Origin of the sequence: Streptomyces sp. NBC_00354 (genome assembly GCF_036106915.1) — a bacterium.
Taxonomy (GTDB): domain Bacteria; phylum Actinomycetota; class Actinomycetes; order Streptomycetales; family Streptomycetaceae; genus Streptomyces.
The window spans coordinates 2795052-2815311 of record NZ_CP107983.1; the positions used below are offsets into that span (position 1 = coordinate 2795052).

Here is a 20260-nt window from a genome sequence, read left to right on the forward strand (position 1 = left end):
ACAGGGAATGGCCCGGTGCTGTGGGTCACAGCACCGGGCCACTCGACTACGTACGGGGGAGGACTACTTGATCCACTCCGCCCAGTCCATGTTCCAGCCGTTGAGGCCGTTGTCCGGGGCGATCTGCTTGTCCTTGGAGTTCTTCACGACGACGACGTCACCGATCAGCGACTCGTTGAAGAACCACGCCGCGGGCTGGTTGCCGTCGCCCGCACCGCGGACGTCCTTGAGGCCCACGCAGCCGTGGCTGACGTTCTCGGAGCCGAACGTGCCGGAGGAGGCCCAGTAGTTGCCGTGGACGAAGGTGCCCGAGTTCGACAGGCGCATCGCGTGCGGGACGTCCGAGATGTCGTACTCGCCGCCGAAGCCGACGGTCGCGCCGTTCATCCGGGTCACCTTGTACTTCTCGCTGATGACCATCTGCCCGTTGTACGTGGTCGTCGACGGGGCGCCCGCGGTGATCGGGATGTTCTTGAACACCTGGCCGTCGCGGACGACCTGCATCGTGTGCTCGCTCGCGTCGACCGTGGAGACCTGCGAGCGGCCGATGGTGAACGTGACCGTACGGGTCTGCTTGCCGTAGACGCCGGGACGGCCCTCGACCCCGTCCAGGGCGATCTTCACGGTGACCTTGGTGCCCGCGGCCCAGTACTTCTCGGGGCGGAAGTCGAGGCGGTCGTTGCCGAACCAGTGGCCCTCGACCGGCACGGACGGCTCGGCCGTCACCGTGATGGCCTTCTCGACGGCCTCGGTGTTGGTGATGCCGCGGGTGAAGTTGAACGACACCGGCATGCCCACGCCGACGGTCTCGCCGTCCTCGGGCGTGTAGTGGCCGACGAACGTGTTGGTCGGGGTCAGAGTGGTGAACGTGGTGTCCTTGGCGGACTCCCGGCCGGCCTCGTCCTTGGCGACGGCGTGCACCTTGTACTCGGTGGCGGCGGCCAGGTTGCGGGCGGGCTCCCAGCTCGCGCCGTCCTGGGCGAGCTTGCCGTCGACGGCGTTGCCCTTGGTGTCGGCGACGGTCACAGTGGTCAGCTTGCCGCCGGTGCTGGTTATCTTCAGGATGCCGCTGGTGGCGACCTCCTTGGCGCCGTCGTCCGGCTTGACGCTGACAACGGCCTTGGATGCCTCGGTACCGGTCTTGCCGCCCCCGCCGCCCCCAGCGTTGTCGCCGCCTCCGCCGCCGGTGTTGCCGCCTCCGCTGCACGCGCTCGTGAGCAGCAGTGCCGCTCCGAGCAGGAGGGCCGGCAGGCCGGTGCGGCGGGCGCGGCCGCGTATCGGCTGCACGTTCACTCTTCTTCTCCCCATGTCCCCCGCGCGCGGACAGTCGCGCGCTTGTCGACAGGAAATCACATGGGGGGATCACGAAGAGAAACGGTCTTGTCACCGTTCCGTCCCAAGAACGGGGAAGGACCGGCGCGTCGCGCGGAGCCGCCGGTCCCCGGTGCGTCAGCCGAGGGCGGAGCCCGCGACCCAGTGCGTCCAGTCCATGTTCCAGCCGCCCAGCCCGTTGTTCGGGGCCACCGTCTTGTCCTGCGAGTTGACGACCTCCACCACGTCCCCGACCAGGGTCCGGTCGAAGAACCAGCCGGCCGGGGTGTCCGAACCGCCGCCCTTGTCGTCGCGCAGCCCCACGCAGCCGTGGCTGGTGTTGGTGGAGCCGAAGGTGTCGGGGCTGGCCCAGTAGTTCCCGTGCAGGAAGGTCCCGGAGGTGGTGAGCCGCAGGGCGTGCGGGACGTCGGGGATGTCGTACTCGCCGCCGAAGCCGACGGTCTGGCCGTTCATCCGGGTCACGTCGAACATCTCCAGCACCACCATCTTCCCGTTGTAGGTGGTGTTCTTGGGCGCTCCGGCGCTGATCGGGAGGGTGGAGACCAGCTTCCCGTCGCGGCGGACCTCCATCGTGTGCGCCTCCGCGTCCACGGTGGAGACCTGGGAGCGGCCGACGGTGAAGGTGACGGCCTTGTCCTGGATGCCGTACGAGCCGGGCGCGCCCTGCACGTCCCGCAGGTTCATCGTGACGGTGACCTCGGTGCCGGGCTTCCAGTACTGCTTGGGCCGGAAGTCGAGGCGCTCGTTGCCGAACCAGTGGCCCGCGACCTCCACCGGCGGCTTGGAGGTGACGGTGATGGCCCGCTCGACGTCGGCGCGGTTCTCGATCGACCGGTTGAAGTTGAAGGAGACGATCATGCCGGTGCCGACGGTGGAGCGGTTCTCGGGCTTGAAGTAGCCGATGAACCGCTCCTCGGGGACGTAGGTGGTGAAGGTGGTGTGCCGGGCCTGGCGGCGCTCGTGCCCGTCGAGGGCGACCGCGTCCACGGTGTACTTGGCGGCGAGCGCGAGCTTGCCGCCCGCGGGGTCGGGGCTCCAGCTGAGGCCGTCGGGGGCGATGGAGCCGGGTACGCGCTCCTCCTGGGCGTCCTCGACCTTGGTGACCACGACCCGCTCGAGGCGGCCCTCGGGCACTCTGACCGTCAGCGGGCCTTCGGCCGGGACCCCCTTGGCGTTGTCCTCGGGGGTGATCCGGATGGCCTCGTCGGGCGACCGGGGTTTGCCGGGGAGCTGGATCTCGACCGGGGAACCGCCGCTCTCGGTGCATCCGGCCAGGCCGCCCAGCAGGGCCGCCCATGCCGCCACGGCGGCCAAGCCCGCCCCTGCCCGCCTCGTCAGAAGTGTCACGGTCCCTCCAACGACCGGCCCCCTCCGGGGGAAACGTGAGCGCGGGCCACGTTCCGGGCAGATCTCTCCGGGCAGAACAGTGGGAAGGACCAGACGGGGGCGGGCCCAGGCCGGGACGCCGGGGCCGCACTCTCCCCTCCCCCCGCCGGTACCCAGGAGCCGTGGAGGCGGGCAGTGTCGAGCGCAGCCGAGTACGAGGCGGTGGATGCCGCCGCCATGGAGTCAGTGGAGTCGTTGGATTCGGTGGAGGTCGTGGAGGCCGTGGAGGCCCTGGATTCGGTGGAGGCCGTGGACGCGGTCCGCAGCGGCGGGGCCGCGCCGCCCGTCCCGCACGTCAACGGCCGGGTGAACGGCAAGGTGGCACGGGACCTCGAGCCGGCCTTACGGGCCGTCACGCGCCCGGGGCCACCGGTGTGGCCGGGGTCCTCGCACCCGCTCGGGGCGCGTTATCGCACCGGCCCGGACGGGACGGCGGGCACGAACTTCGCGCTGTGGGCCCAGGGCGCGGAGGCGGTGGAGCTGTGCCTCTTCGACGCGGAGGGCGCCGAGACCCGGTGCGCGCTGACCGAGCTGACGCACGAGATCTGGCACGGCTTCCTGCCCGGCGTGCGCCCCGGGCAGCGGTACGGGTTCCGGGTGCACGGCCGCTGGGACCCGTGGACGGGGGCCCGGTTCAATCCGGCGAAGCTGCTGCTGGACCCGTACGCGCGGGCCGTCGACGGGGACTTCACGCTGCCGCCGGAGGTGTACGGGCACGTCCGCGACTGGCCGCAGCAGTACATCGCGGACACCGTGCGCGACGACCGCGACTCGGCGCCGTTCGTCCCCAAGGGGGTCGTGGTCCACGATGACGACGACTGGGCGGACGACGTCCGGCCGAAGACCCCGTGGGCCGATTCGGTGATCTACGAGCTGCACGTGCGCGGGTTCACGATGCGCCATCCGGGTGTTCCCGAGGAGCTGCGCGGCACGTACGCGGGCCTCGCCCATCCGGCTGCGGTCGAGCACCTGACCCGGCTCGGGGTGACGGCGGTCGAATTGCTGCCGGTGCACCAGTTCGCGCACGAGGACCACCTGCTGCGCCGGGGCTTGCGCAACCACTGGGGCTACAACTCGATCGGCTACTTCGCCCCGCACGCCGGCTACTCCTCGTCCGGTACGGCAGGGCAGCAGGTCGGCGAGTTCAAGCGGATGGTGAAGGCCCTGCACGCGGCCGGGATCGAGGTCATCCTCGACGTGGTCTACAACCACACGGCGGAGGCGGGCGAGCTCGGCCCGACGCTCTCGCTGCGCGGCATCGACAACCGGGGCTACTACCGGCTCCAGTCCGACCAGCGCCGGTATGCCGACTACACGGGCTGCGGGAACACCCTGCACGCCGGGCGGCCGCACGTGCTGCGCCTCATCACGGACTCCCTGCGGTACTGGGTGACGGAGATGGGGGTGGACGGCTTCCGCTTCGACCTGGCGGCGGCGCTGGCCCGCTCGATGCACGACGTGGACATGCTCTCGCCGTTCCTCGCGGTCATCGCCCAGGACCCGGTGCTGCGCCGGGTCAAGCTGATCGCCGAGCCGTGGGACGTGGGCTCGGGCGGCTACCAGGTGGGGGCGTTCCCGCCGCTGTGGACGGAGTGGAACGACCGGTACCGGGATGCCGTACGGGACTTCTGGCGGGGCGCGCTGCCCGACGTACGGGATCTCGGGTACCGGCTGTCGGGCTCGAGCGACCTGTACGCGTGGGGCGGGCGGCGGCCGTACGCCTCGGTGAACTTCGTGACGGCGCACGACGGTTTCACCCTGCGCGACCTGGTGTCGTACGAGCGCAAGCACAACGAGGCCAACGGGGAGGCGGGCCGCGACGGGACCAACGACAACCGCTCGTGGAACTGCGGGGTGGAGGGAGAGACGGACGACGCCCGCATCGGGGTGCTGCGGCGGCGGCAGCTGCGCAACCTGCTGACCACGCTGCTGCTGTCCACCGGGGTGCCGATGCTGGTCGCCGGGGACGAGTTCGGCCGGACGCAGGGCGGCAACAACAACGCGTACTGCCAGGACAACGAGACGGGATGGGTGGACTGGTCGCTGCTGGAGGACCCGGCCTGGCGGGACCTGTGCGCGCTGGCCGCGCGGCTGGTGGCGCTGCGCCAGGAGCATCCGGTCCTGCGCCGGCGGGCGTTCTTCTCGGGACGGCCGCAGGGCGCGGACGGGCTGCGGGACCTGGCCTGGTTCACCCCGGCGGGCGTGGAGATGACCGAGCGGGACTGGTACGCGCCGGCAGCCGCGCTCGGGATGTACCTGTCGGGGCGGGACATCCCGGGGCGCGACGAGCGGGGGCGCCAGGTGAGCGACGACAGCTTCCTGGCGCTGCTGCACGCCGGGGACCGGCCGGTGGCGTGGGTGCTGCCGGGCGCGCCGTGGGCGGCGGGGTACGAACTGGTGCTGGACACCGCGCGGGAGGACCAGGCGGCGCCTCCCGGCACCCGGTTCCGGGGCGGTGAGACGCTGACGGTGCCGGCCCGGTCGGTACTGCTGCTGCGAGTGGCGGGCTGAGGGGTGCGGGCCGAGGGGCGCGGGCCGAGGGGGCGGAGGTGGCGGCCGCTACTTCTCCTGCTTCTCCTCGACGTGCCGCAGCATCCGCTTGAGGAGGGCGGAGAGCGCGGCCCGCTCCCCGTCGTCGAGGGGGTCGACCATCTCGGCTTCGGCGATCCCGCGCCAGCGCATGGCCTCGGTCCAGCGCCGGTGGCCGTCGTCGGTCAGCTCCACGTCGACCCGGCGCCGGTCCCCGGAGGCGCGCACCCGGCGGACCAGCCCGGACTTCTCCAGGGTGTCGAGGCGGCCGGTCATCCCGGCCGGGGAGAGCAGCAGTTCGGCGGCGAGTTCGGCGGAGGGGGCCCGCCAGGGCGTGCCGCGGGAGGCGAGCCGGTGCATGGTCTCGAACTCGAACTCCTGCAGTCCGGTCTCGGCCAGGGCCCGTTCCTTGCCGTACTTCACGTGCTTGGCCAGGAGCTGGATCCGCGTGATGACCGCCTCGGTGGGCACGTCGAAGGGGACCTTGCCGCTCCAGCGGGCGATGTGCCGGTCGACCGAATCCTCGGCGTACTCCGTGTCCATGGTCGGAAGTATCTCACCCCGGGCTCAATAGTTCGTTGACGAATCATTCGCTGGCGAAATATTGTCTGCTGTCATGACCTCGTCGATCTGGCGGCTTCTCGCCGGGCGCACCTTCGCGGCCTTCGCCAGCGCCCTGATCCCCACCACCCTCACCCTGGCCGTCGTGCGCACCGGTTCGGCCGGAGACCTCGGCATCGTGCTCGCGAGCGAACTGCTCCCGATGCTGCTCCTGCTGCCCGTCGCGGGCGTGGCCGCCGACCGCTTCCCCGCCCGGCGGGTCGTCCTGGCCGCCGATCTGGTGCGCGCCGCCGCGCAGGGCGCAACGGGGGTGCTGCTGCTGGCCGGTCCGGTGCGGATCCCCGAGCTCGCGGCCCTGGCGGCGGTCACCGGCGCCGGCGTCGCCTTCGGCAACCCCTCGGCCCGCACGCTCGTCGCCGCGGTCGTCCCCGCCGAGGCCCGGCTGCGGGTCAACTCCCGGCTCGGGGTGGCGACCGGGCTCGCACAGATGGCGGGGCCCGCCGCCGCGGGCACGATGATGCTGGCCCTCGGGGCCGGCTGGTCCTCCCTGCTGACCGGCGCGCTGTTCGCCGCCTCCGCGCTCACCCTCGGCGGGCTGCGGACCGCCCCGGCGCCGCTCGTGCGCACCCGTGCCGGGTTCACCGCCGAGCTGCGGGCCGGCTGGTCCGAGACCCGGCGCCACCCCTGGTTCCTGGCCAATGTGCTCGCCCACGGCGTCTGGCATCTCGCGGCCGGCCTGCTGCTCACCCTGGGACCGCTGATCGCCGTACAGAGCCTGGGCGGTGCGGCGACCTGGGTGGTCATCGCCCAGGTCGGCACCGCCGGCATGCTCGTCGGGGTCTGGGCCGCCGGCCGGCTGCCCGTGCGGCGGCCGCTGTACGGGGTGGCCGTCGGGGCCTCGGCGCAGGCCCTGCCGCTCACGGCCCTCGCGCTGCGGCTGCCCGTGGCGGTGACGGCGACGGCCTTCTTCGTGGCGATGTTCGGCCTGGGCGTGCTGAGTCCCCTGTGGGAGACGGAGATGCAGCGCCGGATCCCGCTGGAGACACTGGGCCGGGTCGGCTCCTTCGACACCCTGATCTCCTTCGCCGCCCGGCCGCTGGGGCTGGCGGTGGCGGCGCCGCTGGCGGGGGTCACCGGGACCGCGGCGCCGCTGCTGGTGGCGGCCGCCCTGAGCGCCGCCGCGAACCTGTCCGTACTGCTGCTCCCGGACGTCCGCAGGGAACCGGAGCGGGAACCCTCACTCGCCCTGCGATGATGTGCTCTCGTACACACGTGCACCCGTACACGTGTGCCGCCGCAGGAAATCAGGGGTACGCATGGCGAAAGTCGGGACCGCGCTGCGGGAGTTGCGCGGGGCGCAGAAGTCCGCGAAGGGGGTGTCGCTCTATTCGCGGTTCGTCAACCGGCCCGCGGGGCGGTATCTGGCCGCCGTGTCGTACGCGCTCGGGCTGACCCCGAACCAGGTGACGCTGGTCAGCGCCGCCTTCAGCTTCGCCGCCGTGGCCGCCGTCGCGCTCGCCGCGCCCTCGTGGGGGCTGGGCATCGCCGTATGGGCCGCGCTCGCCGTCGGCTTCGCGTTCGACTCCGCCGACGGACAGCTGGCCCGGCTGCGCGGGGGCGGCAGCGCGGCGGGCGAATGGCTCGACCACGTCGTGGACTGCGCCAAGCTGACCGCCCTGCACACCTGCGTGCTGATCGCGTTCTACCGCTTCCCGGAGGCGTACGGGACGGGCGGGGACGGCTGGCTGCTGGTGCCGCTGGGCTTCCAGTTCGCCTCGGTCGTCACCTTCTTCGGCGGGCTGCTGACCGAGAAGCTCAAGCCCAAGCCGGCGCCGGGGAGCCCCGCCGCCGCACCGTCGACCGTGCGTGCGGTGGCGCTGCTGCCCGTGGACTACGGGGTGTTCTGCCTGGTGTTCCTGGCGCTCGGGGGCGGGGGGCTGTTCCGCTGGGCGTACGCGGGGCTCGGCGCCGTCGCCGCGCTGTTCCTGCTGGCGTTCCTCGCGAAGTGGTTCCGGGAGCTCAGCGCCGTACCGCGCTGAGCGTTTCCGTACCCGCTCAGCGGCGCTCGGCGCTGAGCGGTTCGGACAGCGCGTCCAGCGCCCGGCGCAGCTGGGTGCTGGAGGTGTGCACCGTGTAGGGGAAGTAGACGACGTCGACGCCGACGGCGGCGAAGTCCTTCTCCAGCTTGCCGCCCTTGGGCGTGCCCCGCCAGTCGTCGCCCTTGAAGATCACGTCGAAGCGGACCTGCTTCCAGGTCTCCACCTTGTCCGGGACCGTTTCGACGAACGCGGCGTCCACATATTTCACGCTGCGGACGATTTCGAGGCGCTCCACGAGCGGGATCATCGGGCGCCGGCCCTTGGCCAGTTCCGCCATCTCGTCGGAGACCACCCCGGCCACCAGGTAGTCGCACTGACTCCGGGCGTGCCGAAGGATATTGAGATGTCCGATATGGAACAGATCGTAAGCACCCGGGGCATACCCGACTCGGTACGGTCTGCGCGCAGGTGCGCCAAGTTCGGACATGTCGTGCTCCGTCATGAGTTACCCCCCAGCGGCCACACCCCCCGGTGTGGCGGATTAGCAGACAATAGCGTGCACGTTCCGCACCCTGTCGGTGAACGAATAGGGTGACGAGCGCATCATCCAGGGGAGAAGGGGACGTTCAGTGTCGAGATCCGGTCACCGGCGCCTACTGCTGGTTTCCACCAATTACGCTCCCGAGCACGCGGGGATTGGGCCGTACGCCACCCAGATCGCGGAGCACTGGGCGGATCTCGGCCACGACACCCACGTCCTCGCCGGCATGCCGCACTATCCGTCATGGTCGTTGGAGCCGGAGTACAAGGGGGCGCTCCGGCGCACGGAACGGCGCGCGGGGGTCACTGTGCACCGGCGTGCACACACCGTGCCGCCCCGTCAGACCGCCGTCAAGCGGGCCCTGTTTGAAGGATCGATTCTGCTGCACGGCACCGTGGCTCCGCCCCGGATGCCGCGCCCGGACGCGGTCATGGCCCAGATGCCCAGCCTGGCCGGCGGCGTCGTCGCCGCCCGCCTCGCCGCGCGCTGGAAGGTCCCGTACATCCCCGTCGTCCAGGACCTGATGGGCGCGGCCGCCGCGCAGAGCGGGATCAGCGGCGGCGACAAGGCGGCCGCGATCGCCGGGCGCGCGGAGGCGTACGCCCTGAAGCGGGCCACCCTGGTCGGCGTCATCCACGAGACCTTCGTGGACCGGGTCGTGGGCATGGGCGTGGACCCGAAGAAGATCCGCCTCGTCCCCAACTGGTCCCACGTCCCGCAGCCCACCAGGCCGCGCGGCCAGACCCGCCGCCACCTGGGCTGGGCACCCGGCCAGCCGGTCGTCCTGCACTCCGGGAACATGGGCCTCAAGCAGGGCCTCGAGGTACTCGTCGGCGCCGCCCGCCTCGATCCGGGCGTCCGTTTCGTCCTCATGGGAGACGGCAGCCAGCGCTCGGCCCTCGCCGACCTCGCGGCCGACGTACCGAATCTGGACATCATCCCCCCTGCCGCCGACGGAGAGTTCCCGGATATCCTCGCGGCGGCGGATGTGCTCGCCGTGACGCAGCACGCGGCCGTGCTCGACATGAGCGTGCCGTCCAAACTGACCTCCTACTTCCAGGCCGGCCGGCCCGTCGTCGCCTCCGTCGCGGCGGAAGGCGGTACCGCCCAGGAAGTGGAACGCTCGGGCGCAGGGGTGCTCGTACCACCGGAGGACCCCCACGCCCTGCTGAAGGCCGTACGGGCCCTCGCCGAGGACCCCGAGGGCGCGGATGCACTGGGGGCGGCCGGGCCCCGCCACGTGGCGGCCCACCTGAGCCGTGACGCGGGCCTGGCCCGCATCGACGCACTGATAGACGAAGCACTTGGGGGTCCGCAGCCGTGATCGAGACGAATCGCCCTGCAGCGGTCCCGGCGGAGGACGAACCGGATCTCCTCAGGGACCAGTTCAAGCAGCTCCTGCGCTACCGGCGCCTCCTCGGCGCGGGCGTCGGCATCGGCCTGCTGGGCGGCGTCTACCTCGGCATCTCCACGGCCGACACCTACGTCGCGACCGCGGACATCGTGCTGCGCGCACCCACCGACGACCCGTTCAACCCGAGCCTCGCGCCCGACAAGGCGATCAACATCGGCTCGGAGCGGCAGGTCGCGCTCAGCTCCTCCATAGCCAACGAGGCCGCGAAGAAGCTCGGCGTGTCCGCGAAGGACTTCGCCGGCCTGCGCAGCGGCCTCCAGGTGACCAACCCGCCGCAGACGATGGTGCTGCGCTTCACGTACACCGCGTCCTCCCCCAAGGAGGCCTCGACCCGCGCCAACGCGATGACCGAGGCCTACCTGCTCAAGCGGCAGGAATCCCTCGACGTCACCCGCGACAAGATGGTCAAGGGCTACCAGGAGCAGCGCGATCCGGTCGCCAAGAACCTCGACGAGCTCGTCAAGCAGATCAACGCCATGCCGGCCGGTCCGGGGCGCGACGCCGCGTACTCCTCGAAGACGGACCTCCAGAGCAAGGTCAACACGCTCAACAGCAACATCGCCAAGCTCCAGGCCCTGGACATGACCCCGGGCCGGGTCACCAGCGCCGCGACCCCGCCGTCCGACACCGACGGCCCGGGCATCCCGATGTCGCTCGCGCTCGGCGCGGCCGTGGGCCTCGCGCTCGGCCTGCTCGCCGCGTGGGTCAGGCTCGTCTTCGACCCAGCGCCGCGCTCCGAGGGCGATGTCGCGCGGGCCCTGCGCGCCCCCGTGCTCGGCTACCTGCCGCGGGCCAAGACCATCGGCGGACCGCTGCTCGCGGCCGGCGAGGAGGACCCCCGGCTCGCCGAGGAGTTCCGCTCGGTGGCCTTCCGGCTCGCCTACGACTCCCGCTTCGCCGACCGGCGCCGGCTGCTCGTCGTCGCGCCGCGCGGCAGCAGCGAGACCGCCGCCGCGGCGGCCGTGAACCTGGCCGCCTCCTTCGCGGAGACCGGCAAGGACGTCCTGCTCATCGAGGCCGACCTGCGCACCCCGGTGCTGGCAAGCCAGCTGCCGACCGGCGCGGGCGGGCGGCCGCGCTGGAGCCAGACGCCCGGCGGCCCGGCCGCCGGCGGGCACGCCGCGGCGCAGGGCGACTCCGACTGGCCCGACGGACGCCAGCTCGTCGTCGACGCCGGGGAGTCGGGCGCCTTCGACCTGATCCCGGGCGAGCCGGTCCGCAACGTGGCGCGTGCGCTGACCTCTCCGCGCGCCACCCGGCTGATCTCCGAGGCCGACTCCCCCAACTCCACCGTCGTCGTGCTCGCGCCGCCCGTGCTCTCGTACGCCGACGCCCTCGCGCTGGTCGACCGCGTCGACGGGGTCCTGGTCGTCTGCAACCCGCGCGCCGTCCACCGCAGCGACCTGTCCCGGATCCGCGAGCTGATCAGCGGCGCCGGCGGCACGGTGCTCGGCGCGGTGCTGCACGCCCCGCTGCCGGGCGAGAAGCGCGGCCGCGGGGGCCGCGGCGGCAAGTCGAATGCCGCAGCCGCCCCGGCCCAGGCGGCCCGGCCGTCCGCGCCGCAGCCGCAGCCGCTCACGCGGCAGCCGAACCAGGCCCACGAGGCGAACCGGCAGGCCGAGCCGGAGCAGCACATCCCGGGCGACGGCACGGACACGGTGGCCCTGCGCACGGTGCGCATGGGCCGCAGATGAGCCGGCGCGGCCTCGCCGCCGTCTCCTCGGTCCTGGACCAGGCCGCGTCCAGCGCCACCAACATCCTGGTGCTCGTGCTGGCCGCCCGGCTGTCCTCGGCGTCCGGCTTCGCGGACTTCTCGATGGTGTACGTGACCTTCAGCGTGCTCCTCGGGCTGAACATGGCGTACGTCGGGCAGACGGTGGTGCTGGAGAAGGCCGAGGACCGGCTGGGCTCGGTGTGCCGCTCGGGCCTCGCGTTCACCGCGGCCGCCTCGGCGGCGGTGGGCGCAGTGCTGGTCGTCGTAGGCCTCGCCCTGCCCGGGGCCGGCGGCCGGGCCTTCCTCGCGCTGGGCCTCGTACTGCCGTTGGTGCTCGTCCAGGACGGGCTGCGGTACTGCTTCTCCGCGCTGCGCACCCCCGAGCGGGCGCTGGCCGCGGACGCGCTGCGGCTGGCGTGCGTGGTCGCTGCGCTGCTGCTGCAGCCCGAAGGGGCCTCGGCGGGGCGGCTGGTGCTGGTGTGGGGTGTCTCGGCGCTGCCGGCGCTGGCGCTGGGGCTGTTCCTGCTGCGCCCGTACGTACGGGGCGCTGCCGCGGACCTTCGGCCGTACCTGCGGCGCGGGCACCTGGGGCAGCGGTTCGTGGTCGAGTTCGCGGTGGGCAACGGCTCCAGCCAGCTCGCGGTGCTCGGCCTCGGGCTGTTCGCCACCCCGCTGGCGGTGGGCGCGCTGCGCGGGGCGACCACGCTCTTCGGGCCGCTGAACGTGCTGTTCAACTCGGCGAACGCGTTCGGGCCGCCGGTGGTGGGGCGGGCTTCGGGCAAGCGGGGCGTGGTCCGGCTGACGCTGCTGACGGGCGGTGTGCTGGCGGTGCTCGGTGCCGGATGGGGTGCCGTTCTGTACGCGCTGCCGGAGGGGGTTGGCCGCCAGCTGCTGGGCGACACGTGGGGGGCGGCTGCTGCGCTGCTCCCGGCCACGGGTGCCCAGTACGCGGTGATGGGCCTGGGCACGTGCGCCCTGCTGACCCTGCGGGTGCTGAACCCGAAGGCGACGCTGTCGCTCCAGGTCGCCTTCTCCCTCCTCTCGGTGGCGCTGCTCCTGGGCGGGTACGTGCTCTGGGGCGTGGCCGGCGCCGCCTGGGGCCTGGCGGCGGGCTCGGCCCTCAAGGCCGCGGCGGCCTGGCTCCGCGTCTCCCGCGTCCCGGCCCCGGCCCCGACGCCGGCCCCGGTCACGACCGCAGCCTGACCCTGGGCCCGCGGAGCGGGGTCAGCGGAGGTTGGTGGACTTGTCCCGGCGGTACGTCGCGACGAGCGCAAGGCAGAGGGCGGCTATCGCCACGCGGCCGGAGGCCTGGAGCAGCGGCCCCCGCAGCAGGATGAACGAGTAGCCCGCCACCAGCGGGACCACCACCGAGATCAGGCTCCCCGGCGGGGACCTGCGCGTGGCGCGCTTCGCGTACCGGCGGTCCACGCGCGCGGACGCGTAGCCCATGCCGAGCAGCCCGGCGCCCATCCCCAGCGGCCCGAAGTCGAGCCACAGCTCGGCCCAGATCGGCGACGACAGGTTGGTGTTGACCGTCCCCATCCACTGGCCGACCATCACGCCCGTGTCCCGCGGCTTCCCCGGCCACACCGAGCGCGGCACCGCGAAGAAGACCGATCCCGCGAGCTGGCGCCCGTAGTAGTGCCCGGGCCCGGAGTTCGAGAAGGTGATCGTGTTCGCGAACATGCCGATCTGGTCGTAGTCCTTCAGCGCCATCGGCTCCAGGAACGACGTCGTCTCGACCGGCTTGTAGTTCTTCTCGTCGTACCGGAAGCGGTCCGCGAAGGGGAACACGAGCAGGGCGATCACGACGGCCATCGACAGCGCGACCCGGTACATCGCGGCGCTCACCGGGAAGACGGTGAAGAGCAGCGCGAACATGACCGTGAGGAACCAGTACCGCGGGTTCGAGATCGGGTTGTTGACCACCAGGTTCAGCAGGGCGAGCGCCCCCCAGGTGACGATGATCGAGACCTTGCGGCGGGCGTACGTCGAGGTGATCAGCCAGCGCGTGTACAGCAGCAGGGCGAGCAGCGCCGGGACGGTGCCGAAGCCGCGCAGCAGGGCCTGGCCGGCCTGGCCGTCGCCGTTGGAGACGCCCGCCTCCTCGATGCCCGCGATGATCTCCTGGCGGCTGGAGAAGAAGACCGCCGGGCCGCCGAGCTTCATGATGAAGGCCGCGCTGCACAGGAAGGAGAGCCCGGTGAGCAGTTGGAGGCGGCGCCGGTGGGCCATGACCGGGCGCGGCTCCTTCTGGGAGCCGCCGGCCCGGCCGGCCGGCCGGTGGCGGGCGAGCAGGACGCCGACGTCGAACGCCGTGCAGCCGAGCAGGACCAGGCCGATGGCGATGGTGAGGTCGGAGCGGGGGCCGACCACCGGGGTCGGTACCCGGCCGAGGACGGCCTGCGCGAGCGGGGCGACGCCCATCGCCATGTAGACGAACAGCCAGAAGGAGCCCTGGAGCAGCTTGCGTCGGCTGGTCAGGACCATCGCTGAGAGCCGGGCGCCCGCGTACATCGTGAGCAGGAGCTGGAGCCAGAAGGCAGCGTCACGCTGGCCGTCGCCGGACTGGACGGCGACGAAGAGCGGCAGGAAGACGGTGAAGCCGAGGATGAGCGGGACGGACAGGGCGCGCGAGAGCAGGGTGCGCGGGGTGGTGACCCGGCCCCACTTGTGCTCGTCCTCGAGCTCGGGAACCGGCGGGGTCACGGAGGGCTTGCGTATGTCCGTTGCCACTGCTGCCCCCACCCCATGTGCCTGGTCCGCGCGCAGTCTAGTCTGAGCGGGCGGCGCCCGGGGAGGCACGCCTGCGGAGCACGATGAGGGGCGACAGTTGCGTGATCTTCCTGCCTTCACGCTGGCCGGGTACGACAAAGGGCGCGGGCTGCTGACGCAGGCGCTCTGGTTCGCCGTGATGAACACGCTGTTCATGGCGTGGTTCTGTCCGGCCCGGCTGCGGGTGGCGCTGCTGCGGGCGTTCGGCGCGCAGATCGGCGAGGGCGTGCTGATCCGGCACCGGGTGCGGGTGTTGTGGCCCTGGAAGCTCACCGTCGGGGACCACACGTGGATCGGCGAGGGCGCCTGGCTGCTGAACCTGGAGCCGGTGACCATCGGGGCGAACGTGTGCATCTCGCAGGAAGCCATGCTGTGCACCGGTTCGCACGACCACCGGGCCGCCGACTTCCGGTACCGCAACGCTCCGATCGTGGTCGAGGACGGCGCGTGGGTGGCCGTACGGGCGACCGTGCTGGCCGGGGTCACGATGGGCCGCTGCGCGGTGGCGGGCGCCGGTTCCGTGGTCCACAGAAACCTTCCTGCACTGACCCTGCAGACGATGGACGGGCAGCGCCGCCCGGTCGAGGAGCCGAAGTGAGAGTCCTGCACGCCGTCACGCTCCACTCGCCCTCGCACGCCTTCGGCGGGCCGGTGCGGGTCGCGCTGAACCTGGCCAAGGGGCTGCGGGCACGCGGCCACGAGGCCGGCCTGCTGGCGCTCGGCGAAGGCTTCCCGGATCCGTGGCCGACCTCCGTGGAGGAGGTGCCGGCGAAGCTGTTCCCGGCCCGGCGCATCCTGCCCCTGGGCTTCAGCGGGATGACCTCGCCGGCCCTGCTGGCCTCGGCGGGCCGGCTGGTCCGGGACGCGGACGTGGTCCACGTCCACCTGGCGCGGGACCTGGTGACGCTGCCGGTGGCCCTGGCGGCGCTGCGGGCCGGCAAGCCGCTGGTGCTGCAGACCCACGGGATGGTGGACCCGAGCGAGAAGCTGCTGGCCAAGGTGCTGGACGCGGTGGCCGTACGCCGGCTGCTGCGCGGCGCGGACGCGGTGCTGTACCTGACCCCGCACGAACGGGAGGGCCTCGACGCGGTGGTGGGCGCCCCGCTGCCGGGGGCGGTCCGGCTGGTGAACGGCACCCCGGCGCAGGAGGAGCGGCCGGCGCTCGCCGGTCCCCCGCGCATCCTGTACTCGGCGCGCCTGCAGGCCCGTAAGCGCCCGGTGGACTTCGTGGACGCGGCCCCGGCGATCCTGGCGGCGCACCCGGACGCGGAGTTCGTGGTGGCCGGCCCGGACGAGGGCGAGCTGCCGGCGGTCCGCGCGCGCATCGCGGAGCTGGGGCTCACGTCCCGCTTCACGGTCCCGGGCGCGCTCTCCAGCGCCGAGGTCCTGGCGGAGCTGCGCCGGGCCCGTGTCTACGTCCTCCCCTCGGTGGACGAGCCGTTCCCGATGTCGGTGCTCGAGGCCCTCTCGGTGGGCGTCCCCTCGGTGGTCACGCACTCGAACGGCCTGGCCCGGGACATCGCGTCCGCCGGCGCCGGCCGGGCGGTCACCCCGGGCCCGGCGGGTGTCGCGGAGGCCGTCCTGGCCCTCCTGGACCCGCAGTCCAACGCGGAGGCCTCCCTGTCGGCCCGCAAACTGGCCACGGAGTCCTTCTCGATGAACGCAGTTCTGGACACCCTGCTCCCGGTCTACGAGGCCATCCGGCGATAGGCGGCACGGGTCCACATCGATCCGGTGGGCGATACCCGGATGCGGAACTGCTGCGGCAGTCCCTGGTACCGGAACCCGGCAACAGCGGAACGGCTACCGCGGATCCGGCACTTGCCGTCCCCTGCCGGCCGCCCGGCCTAGAGCTCGCGGTGGGTTTCGTCCACCACCGGGAGGGCCGCCGTGCGGCGGCGTTTGAAGACGCTCGCGTAGACGGCGAGTCCGATGGCGCCTGCGGCCATCATGATCAGGCCGACGACGTCAAGGTTGACGCTCTCCATCTTCCAGTCCGTAGCGAAGGTGAGGATGGCTCCCACCACGATCAGCGCGATGCAGCCGCCGATGCCTCCCATGTGATTCGCCTCCACAGTCGTGGTCGTCTGACCCCGCGGCTACCCGGGAAGCGCATACGAAAACGCCGCCCCCGGCCCGGAGTCCGGGTCGGGGGCGGCGTCCTCGTACGTGCGGGGAGGCTACGCCGGGATCCAGGCGTAGCAGCCCGTCGACGTGAACGTCGCCGTGCCCGCCGGGATCGTGGCCGTGATCTTGTCGCCGGCCTTCGGGGTGGTTTCCGGGCCCGAGGCCAGGACGGCGCCGTCCTTGCCCTTGGCGTCCCAGGTGCACGTCGTGCTCTGCGTCAGCGCCCGGTACGTGCCCGCCGCAGGCGACTCGCGGGTGCCGTCGGCGAAGCCCTTGGACGCCGCGTCCAGGACCGGCTTCTGCTCCGGGCACAGGTGTGTGATCGCGTCCTTCGCCCCCGGGATCTCCCCCGCGACGATGGACCCGATCGCCGCGTCCTTGTCGCGCTTCGCGGTGCGCTCCACCCGCTGGCAGGCCTCCTGGCCGCTCTGCAGGACCGCCGCCGGGTCCATCTTCTCCGGGACGCGCCCGCTCAGGTACTGCTTCTCGTTGGGCTTGAAGCTGCCCGTCTTCGGGGTGAGCTTCGCGTCCGGCAGGACCGGGCCCGTCGGCTTCGCGTCGGGCGAGGCCGGCGGAGCCGTGGCGTCCGCCGGGTCCGGGGCCGCCGACGAGGCCGGCGGCTTCGGCTTCGCCGCCGCGGCGTCGGACTTGCCGTCGCCGCCCGAGCTGCAGGCGGTCAGGGTCAGAGCTGCGGCCAGCAGAACAGCAGCCGCGGCGGAGCGTCGGTACATCTCTAGGGCTCCTGTATTACGTGCCGGTTGATCGAGTGGGATAGGGGTGCGGGGCCCGGCCGAGTTTCGCGCCGGGCCCCGCATCCGTCAGACGGTTACTTCGGGCCGAAGGTGAGGACGAGCTGCGGAGCGGCGTCCGCTGCCGTCGACTCCATGGACCAGATCCACAGCGGGTCGGTGCCCGTGCTCGTCAGGGCCAGGCTGTAGCTGCTGCCGAGCACCGAGGAGAGGGCGGCGGTGTCCAGCGGGGTGCTCTGGACCGCCGAACCGTCCGGCACGCTCGCGAACGAGCCGAGCGCCGTGGTGCCCAGGGTCGGCTTGTTGTTGAACGTCGTGCTCGCACCGCTCCAGGTGCCGGTGACCGGAACCACGGACACCTTGTCGGCCGTACCGGCGTTCGCCTGGGTCGACGTCTTGATCTGGAGCGCGGCGGACTTCAGGACCTGCCCGGCCGGCGCGGCCGGCAGGTTGAAGCGCAGGTACGTCTCGTACGCCGAGGTGCCGCGGACGGCCAGCGAGGTGCTCGCGCCGTTGGCCGCGCTCGGAGCGCCCTGGTTGATGTAGGTGTCCTCGGTCGCGGAGACCTTGGAGACCGTGTCGGAGGGCGCCTTGGCCAGGTCGTAGTGGTTCTTGGCCTGGGCCGCGGTGAGCGCCTTCGGGTAGACGGCCGTCTCGTCGATCTGGCCGGCGAAGAAGTTGCTCGTCGGCTTCGTCGGCCAGCTGCCGAGGTTGTCGCCGCCGACGTGCCAGAAGCCCTCGTACGAGATGGCGCTGGTGACGTTGTTCAGCGTGCTCTTGCTCTGGCCGTCGACGATCAGCTCCATGCCGCCCGCGCCCAGGGTTCCGACGACGTGGTGCCACTTGTTGTCGTTGTACGTGTCGAACAGACCGGTGGAGACCGTGCGCGTCGAGCCGTTGTAGACGCCGAAGACCAGACGACCGGTGTTGGTCATGTAGATCTGCTTGTCGTACGTGCCGCTGTTGCGCGTGGTGTTGTTGCCGAAGCCGATCAGCTTGCCGCCGCGCGTGGTGTTCGTCTTGAACCAGGTCTCGACCGAGAAGGCGCTGCCCACCGTCTGGCGGTGGTCGCTGTACACCTGCTGGCTGGTGCCGTTGAAGCCCATCGCCGTGCTGGCGCCGCTGATCGCGCCGGGCGTCTGGCGCAGGGCCGGGGCGTTGAGCTGGATGCCGCTGGTGTTGCCGCTCTCGGAGGAGTCGGCGACGTACGGGCTGACGGTGTCGTCGTAGCGCCAGTACAGGTTGGCGCCGTCGGCGCGGACCTGGTTCGGGTACGACTGCACCGAGCTCGGGACCGTGACCGAGGCCGTGGCCGACAGGGCGCTGGTGTTGCCCGCCGCGTCGGTGGCCGTCACGCGGTAGGTGTACGACTGGCCGGCCTTGACCGTGGTGTCGTTCCAGGAGGCCTGCGGACGCTCCCACTCCAGGGACTCGGCGGCGACCGTGGCGATCGGGCTGGCGGAGCCGTTGCGGTAGATCCGGTACGTCAGCTTGCTGTCGTCCGCGTCGTAGCTGGTGCGCCAGCGGACCTGCGCCTCACCGGGCTTGACGCTGCCGGCGCTCGCGACCGGGGTGGTCGGGGCGCCGACGTCGCCGGTGGAGGCGAATCGGGTGAGCGCCTGCTGGGGCTTGCCGTTGATGGCGGTGAACTCGCCACCGGCCCACATGTACTTGACGTCGCCCTTCTCGGCGATCGTCATGGCGCGCGGGCCGATGCCCTCGCCGAGGCCGTCGTTGGCGGTGGGGTGCCAGCCGAGCTTGCGCGGGCTGCGCACGAAGCCGTCCACGGGCGCGGGGGCGGCGCCGTCGTAGTTGGTCAGCTGCGCGTTGAAGAAGTTGCGCTTGCCGTCGGGGAACTGTCCCTCGAGCGAGCAGTCGTGCGCGTGCGAGGAGCTGTAGAGCACACCGTCGTACGGGAGCACGGCCTGGGTCGCGCCGAGGCAGCGGTCGCGCCACTTCTCGCTGAAGTCGCTCAGCTTGAGGCCGATGCGGCCGTCGAAGACGCCGCCGCCGGAGCCCTCGTTGCCGGTGTAGAAGCCGGTCGAGTCGGTGGCGATGTCCTTGACCACGGAGTTCGACGGGATGTTGCTGTACGTCTTGGCGACCGCGCCCGTGGTGGCGTTCACGACGGCCAGGGCGTGCGTGTTGGAGCCGTTGACCGAGAAGAAGTCACCGCCCAGGAGCACGTTCTTGCCGTCCGGGGTGACCTCGACCGCGCGGCCGGGCTCGTCGGCGTTGGCGACGAAGGGCTTGAGCGCACCGGAGCCGGCGTCGACCGCGGCGAACCGCTCGCGGGTCTGGCCCTCGACGGCGCCGAAGTCGCCGGCCGCGTACAGGGTGTCGTCCGTGACGGCGAGGTCGCGCACGGTGGCGGGGAAGCCCGGGTGGAAGGCGGCCTTGGGGGTACAGCTCTCGATGTCGATCGCCGCGACGCTGGAGACCGGGGTGCCGTTGACGGCGCCGAAGTAGCCGCCCGCGTACAGGGTCTTCTTGTCCTTCGAGACGGCCAGCGCGCGCACGGTCGCGCTGCCGTCGCCGATGGTGAAGGCGAGCTTGCACGAGGTCGGCTTGCCCGTCGCGGCGTCGAGCGCCACGAAGTTCACGGCTTCCTGCTCGGCGCCGCTGGTGCCGTCGGGCGGACGGACGGCCGAGAAGGTGCCGCCCGCGAAGACGGTGCCGTTCGCCTGGGCCATCGCAAAGACGATGCCGTTCGGCTGCCAGGTGGGCAGCTCGTCGGCGGTGAATGCCACGGGAGGCGTGATGGCGGACGCCTCGGGCATCAGCACCAGCCCTATGCCGGTGCCGGCGCCGGCCAGTGACAGGACGAGGGCAGCAGTCAGCCCTCTGGATCTACGCATGAGCCCCCCAGGGCAATCGCCCGGTTTGATGGCTTGAACTATCCGAACAGCCATATGTACTTGGCGCAGACTAGGGCTCGTGCGAGGACCCGGTCACCTCCCTTGACCCATTGCATACCAACTTGGAATGAACGGTTCAGGTTGGAGGGCGCACGGCGGACATACGGCAGGTTTGCCCCGGCCACACCCACCGATACCAGTGGAGATGACCGGGACACGGCAAATCGTAGGGGAA

At 72.0% G+C, this 20260-nt stretch carries 16 protein-coding genes; 8 read left to right on the plus strand and 8 right to left on the minus strand.

All coding sequences use genetic code 11. From position 1 onward, the window contains the following. Positions 1–63: 63 nt before the first annotated feature. Positions 64–1308 carry a L,D-transpeptidase gene (locus OHT74_RS12205; protein WP_443047362.1) on the minus strand — a complete coding sequence of 415 codons (1245 nt, stop codon included), beginning with the start codon at positions 1306–1308 and terminating at the stop codon, positions 64–66. A gap of 141 nt (positions 1309–1449) precedes the next feature. Next, entirely contained in the window at positions 1450–2670 is a 1221-nt protein-coding gene (locus tag OHT74_RS12210; RefSeq protein WP_266672676.1) for a L,D-transpeptidase, read from the minus strand. A gap of 183 nt (positions 2671–2853) precedes the next feature. Between OHT74_RS12210 and glgX the strand changes: the two genes are divergently transcribed. Continuing rightward, positions 2854–5229, plus strand: a complete 2376-nt coding sequence (gene glgX, locus OHT74_RS12215; RefSeq protein WP_443047363.1) for a glycogen debranching protein GlgX — start codon at positions 2854–2856, stop codon at positions 5227–5229. Between the two features lie 48 nt (positions 5230–5277). Here the strand turns inward: glgX and OHT74_RS12220 are convergent, their stop codons facing one another. Next, positions 5278–5790 (minus strand): MarR family winged helix-turn-helix transcriptional regulator, encoded by a 513-nt coding sequence (locus OHT74_RS12220; RefSeq protein WP_266625274.1) that lies wholly within the window; start codon positions 5788–5790, stop codon positions 5278–5280. 73 nt (positions 5791–5863) lie between these two features. Between OHT74_RS12220 and OHT74_RS12225 the strand changes: the two genes are divergently transcribed. After that, positions 5864–7063 carry an MFS transporter gene (locus tag OHT74_RS12225; RefSeq protein WP_266663547.1) on the plus strand — a complete coding sequence of 400 codons (1200 nt, stop codon included), beginning with the start codon at positions 5864–5866 and terminating at the stop codon, positions 7061–7063. Between the two features lie 61 nt (positions 7064–7124). After that, positions 7125–7847: a CDP-alcohol phosphatidyltransferase family protein gene (locus tag OHT74_RS12230; RefSeq protein ID WP_266663549.1), complete on the plus strand. Its 723-nt coding sequence runs from the start codon at positions 7125–7127 to the stop codon at positions 7845–7847. A gap of 16 nt (positions 7848–7863) precedes the next feature. Here the strand turns inward: OHT74_RS12230 and OHT74_RS12235 are convergent, their stop codons facing one another. Then, a complete protein-coding gene (locus tag OHT74_RS12235; protein ID WP_266672680.1) occupies positions 7864–8334 on the minus strand; it encodes an adenylyltransferase/cytidyltransferase family protein in 471 nt (156 codons plus the stop codon). A gap of 172 nt (positions 8335–8506) precedes the next feature. Between OHT74_RS12235 and OHT74_RS12240 the strand changes: the two genes are divergently transcribed. The 3 genes from OHT74_RS12240 to OHT74_RS12250 are packed head-to-tail and all read left to right on the plus strand — an operon-like array spanning position 8507 to position 12719. Then, positions 8507–9712: a glycosyltransferase family 4 protein gene (locus OHT74_RS12240; RefSeq protein WP_030295159.1), complete on the plus strand. Its 1206-nt coding sequence runs from the start codon at positions 8507–8509 to the stop codon at positions 9710–9712. Continuing rightward, positions 9709–11496: a lipopolysaccharide biosynthesis protein gene (locus tag OHT74_RS12245; RefSeq protein ID WP_328620249.1), complete on the plus strand. Its 1788-nt coding sequence runs from the start codon at positions 9709–9711 to the stop codon at positions 11494–11496. Before OHT74_RS12240 ends, OHT74_RS12245 begins: the two co-directional genes overlap by 4 nt. After that, positions 11493–12719, plus strand: coding sequence for a hypothetical protein (locus OHT74_RS12250; RefSeq protein ID WP_328620250.1), 1227 nt, complete (start codon positions 11493–11495; stop codon positions 12717–12719). Before OHT74_RS12245 ends, OHT74_RS12250 begins: the two co-directional genes overlap by 4 nt. Before the next feature lie 21 nt (positions 12720–12740). Here OHT74_RS12250 and OHT74_RS12255 read toward each other — a convergent pair whose 3' ends face one another. Beyond that, positions 12741–14240, minus strand: a complete 1500-nt coding sequence (locus tag OHT74_RS12255) for a hypothetical protein (protein WP_443047701.1) — start codon at positions 14238–14240, stop codon at positions 12741–12743. A 109-nt stretch (positions 14241–14349) separates the two neighbouring features. Between OHT74_RS12255 and OHT74_RS12260 the strand changes: the two genes are divergently transcribed. Both OHT74_RS12260 and OHT74_RS12265 read left to right on the plus strand, forming a co-directional pair. Then, positions 14350–14889 carry a WcaF family extracellular polysaccharide biosynthesis acetyltransferase gene (locus OHT74_RS12260; protein WP_030295168.1) on the plus strand — a complete coding sequence of 180 codons (540 nt, stop codon included), beginning with the start codon at positions 14350–14352 and terminating at the stop codon, positions 14887–14889. After that, positions 14886–16001: a glycosyltransferase gene (locus tag OHT74_RS12265; RefSeq protein ID WP_328620251.1), complete on the plus strand. Its 1116-nt coding sequence runs from the start codon at positions 14886–14888 to the stop codon at positions 15999–16001. Before OHT74_RS12260 ends, OHT74_RS12265 begins: the two co-directional genes overlap by 4 nt. A 137-nt stretch (positions 16002–16138) precedes the next feature. On the opposite strand, the gene OHT74_RS12270 is transcribed toward OHT74_RS12265, so the two are convergent. The 3 genes from OHT74_RS12270 to OHT74_RS12280 all read right to left on the minus strand — a co-directional run bounded on the left by OHT74_RS12270 (position 16139) and on the right by OHT74_RS12280 (position 20025). Then, positions 16139–16351, minus strand: a complete 213-nt coding sequence (locus OHT74_RS12270; protein ID WP_266663558.1) for a DUF6458 family protein — start codon at positions 16349–16351, stop codon at positions 16139–16141. Positions 16352–16471: 120 nt separating this feature from the next. Further along, a complete protein-coding gene (locus tag OHT74_RS12275) occupies positions 16472–17149 on the minus strand; it encodes a hypothetical protein (protein ID WP_266663560.1) in 678 nt (225 codons plus the stop codon). Between the two features lie 95 nt (positions 17150–17244). Then, entirely contained in the window at positions 17245–20025 is a 2781-nt protein-coding gene (locus OHT74_RS12280) for a CBM96 family carbohydrate-binding protein (protein WP_266663562.1), read from the minus strand. Between the last annotated feature and the right edge of the window lie 235 nt (positions 20026–20260).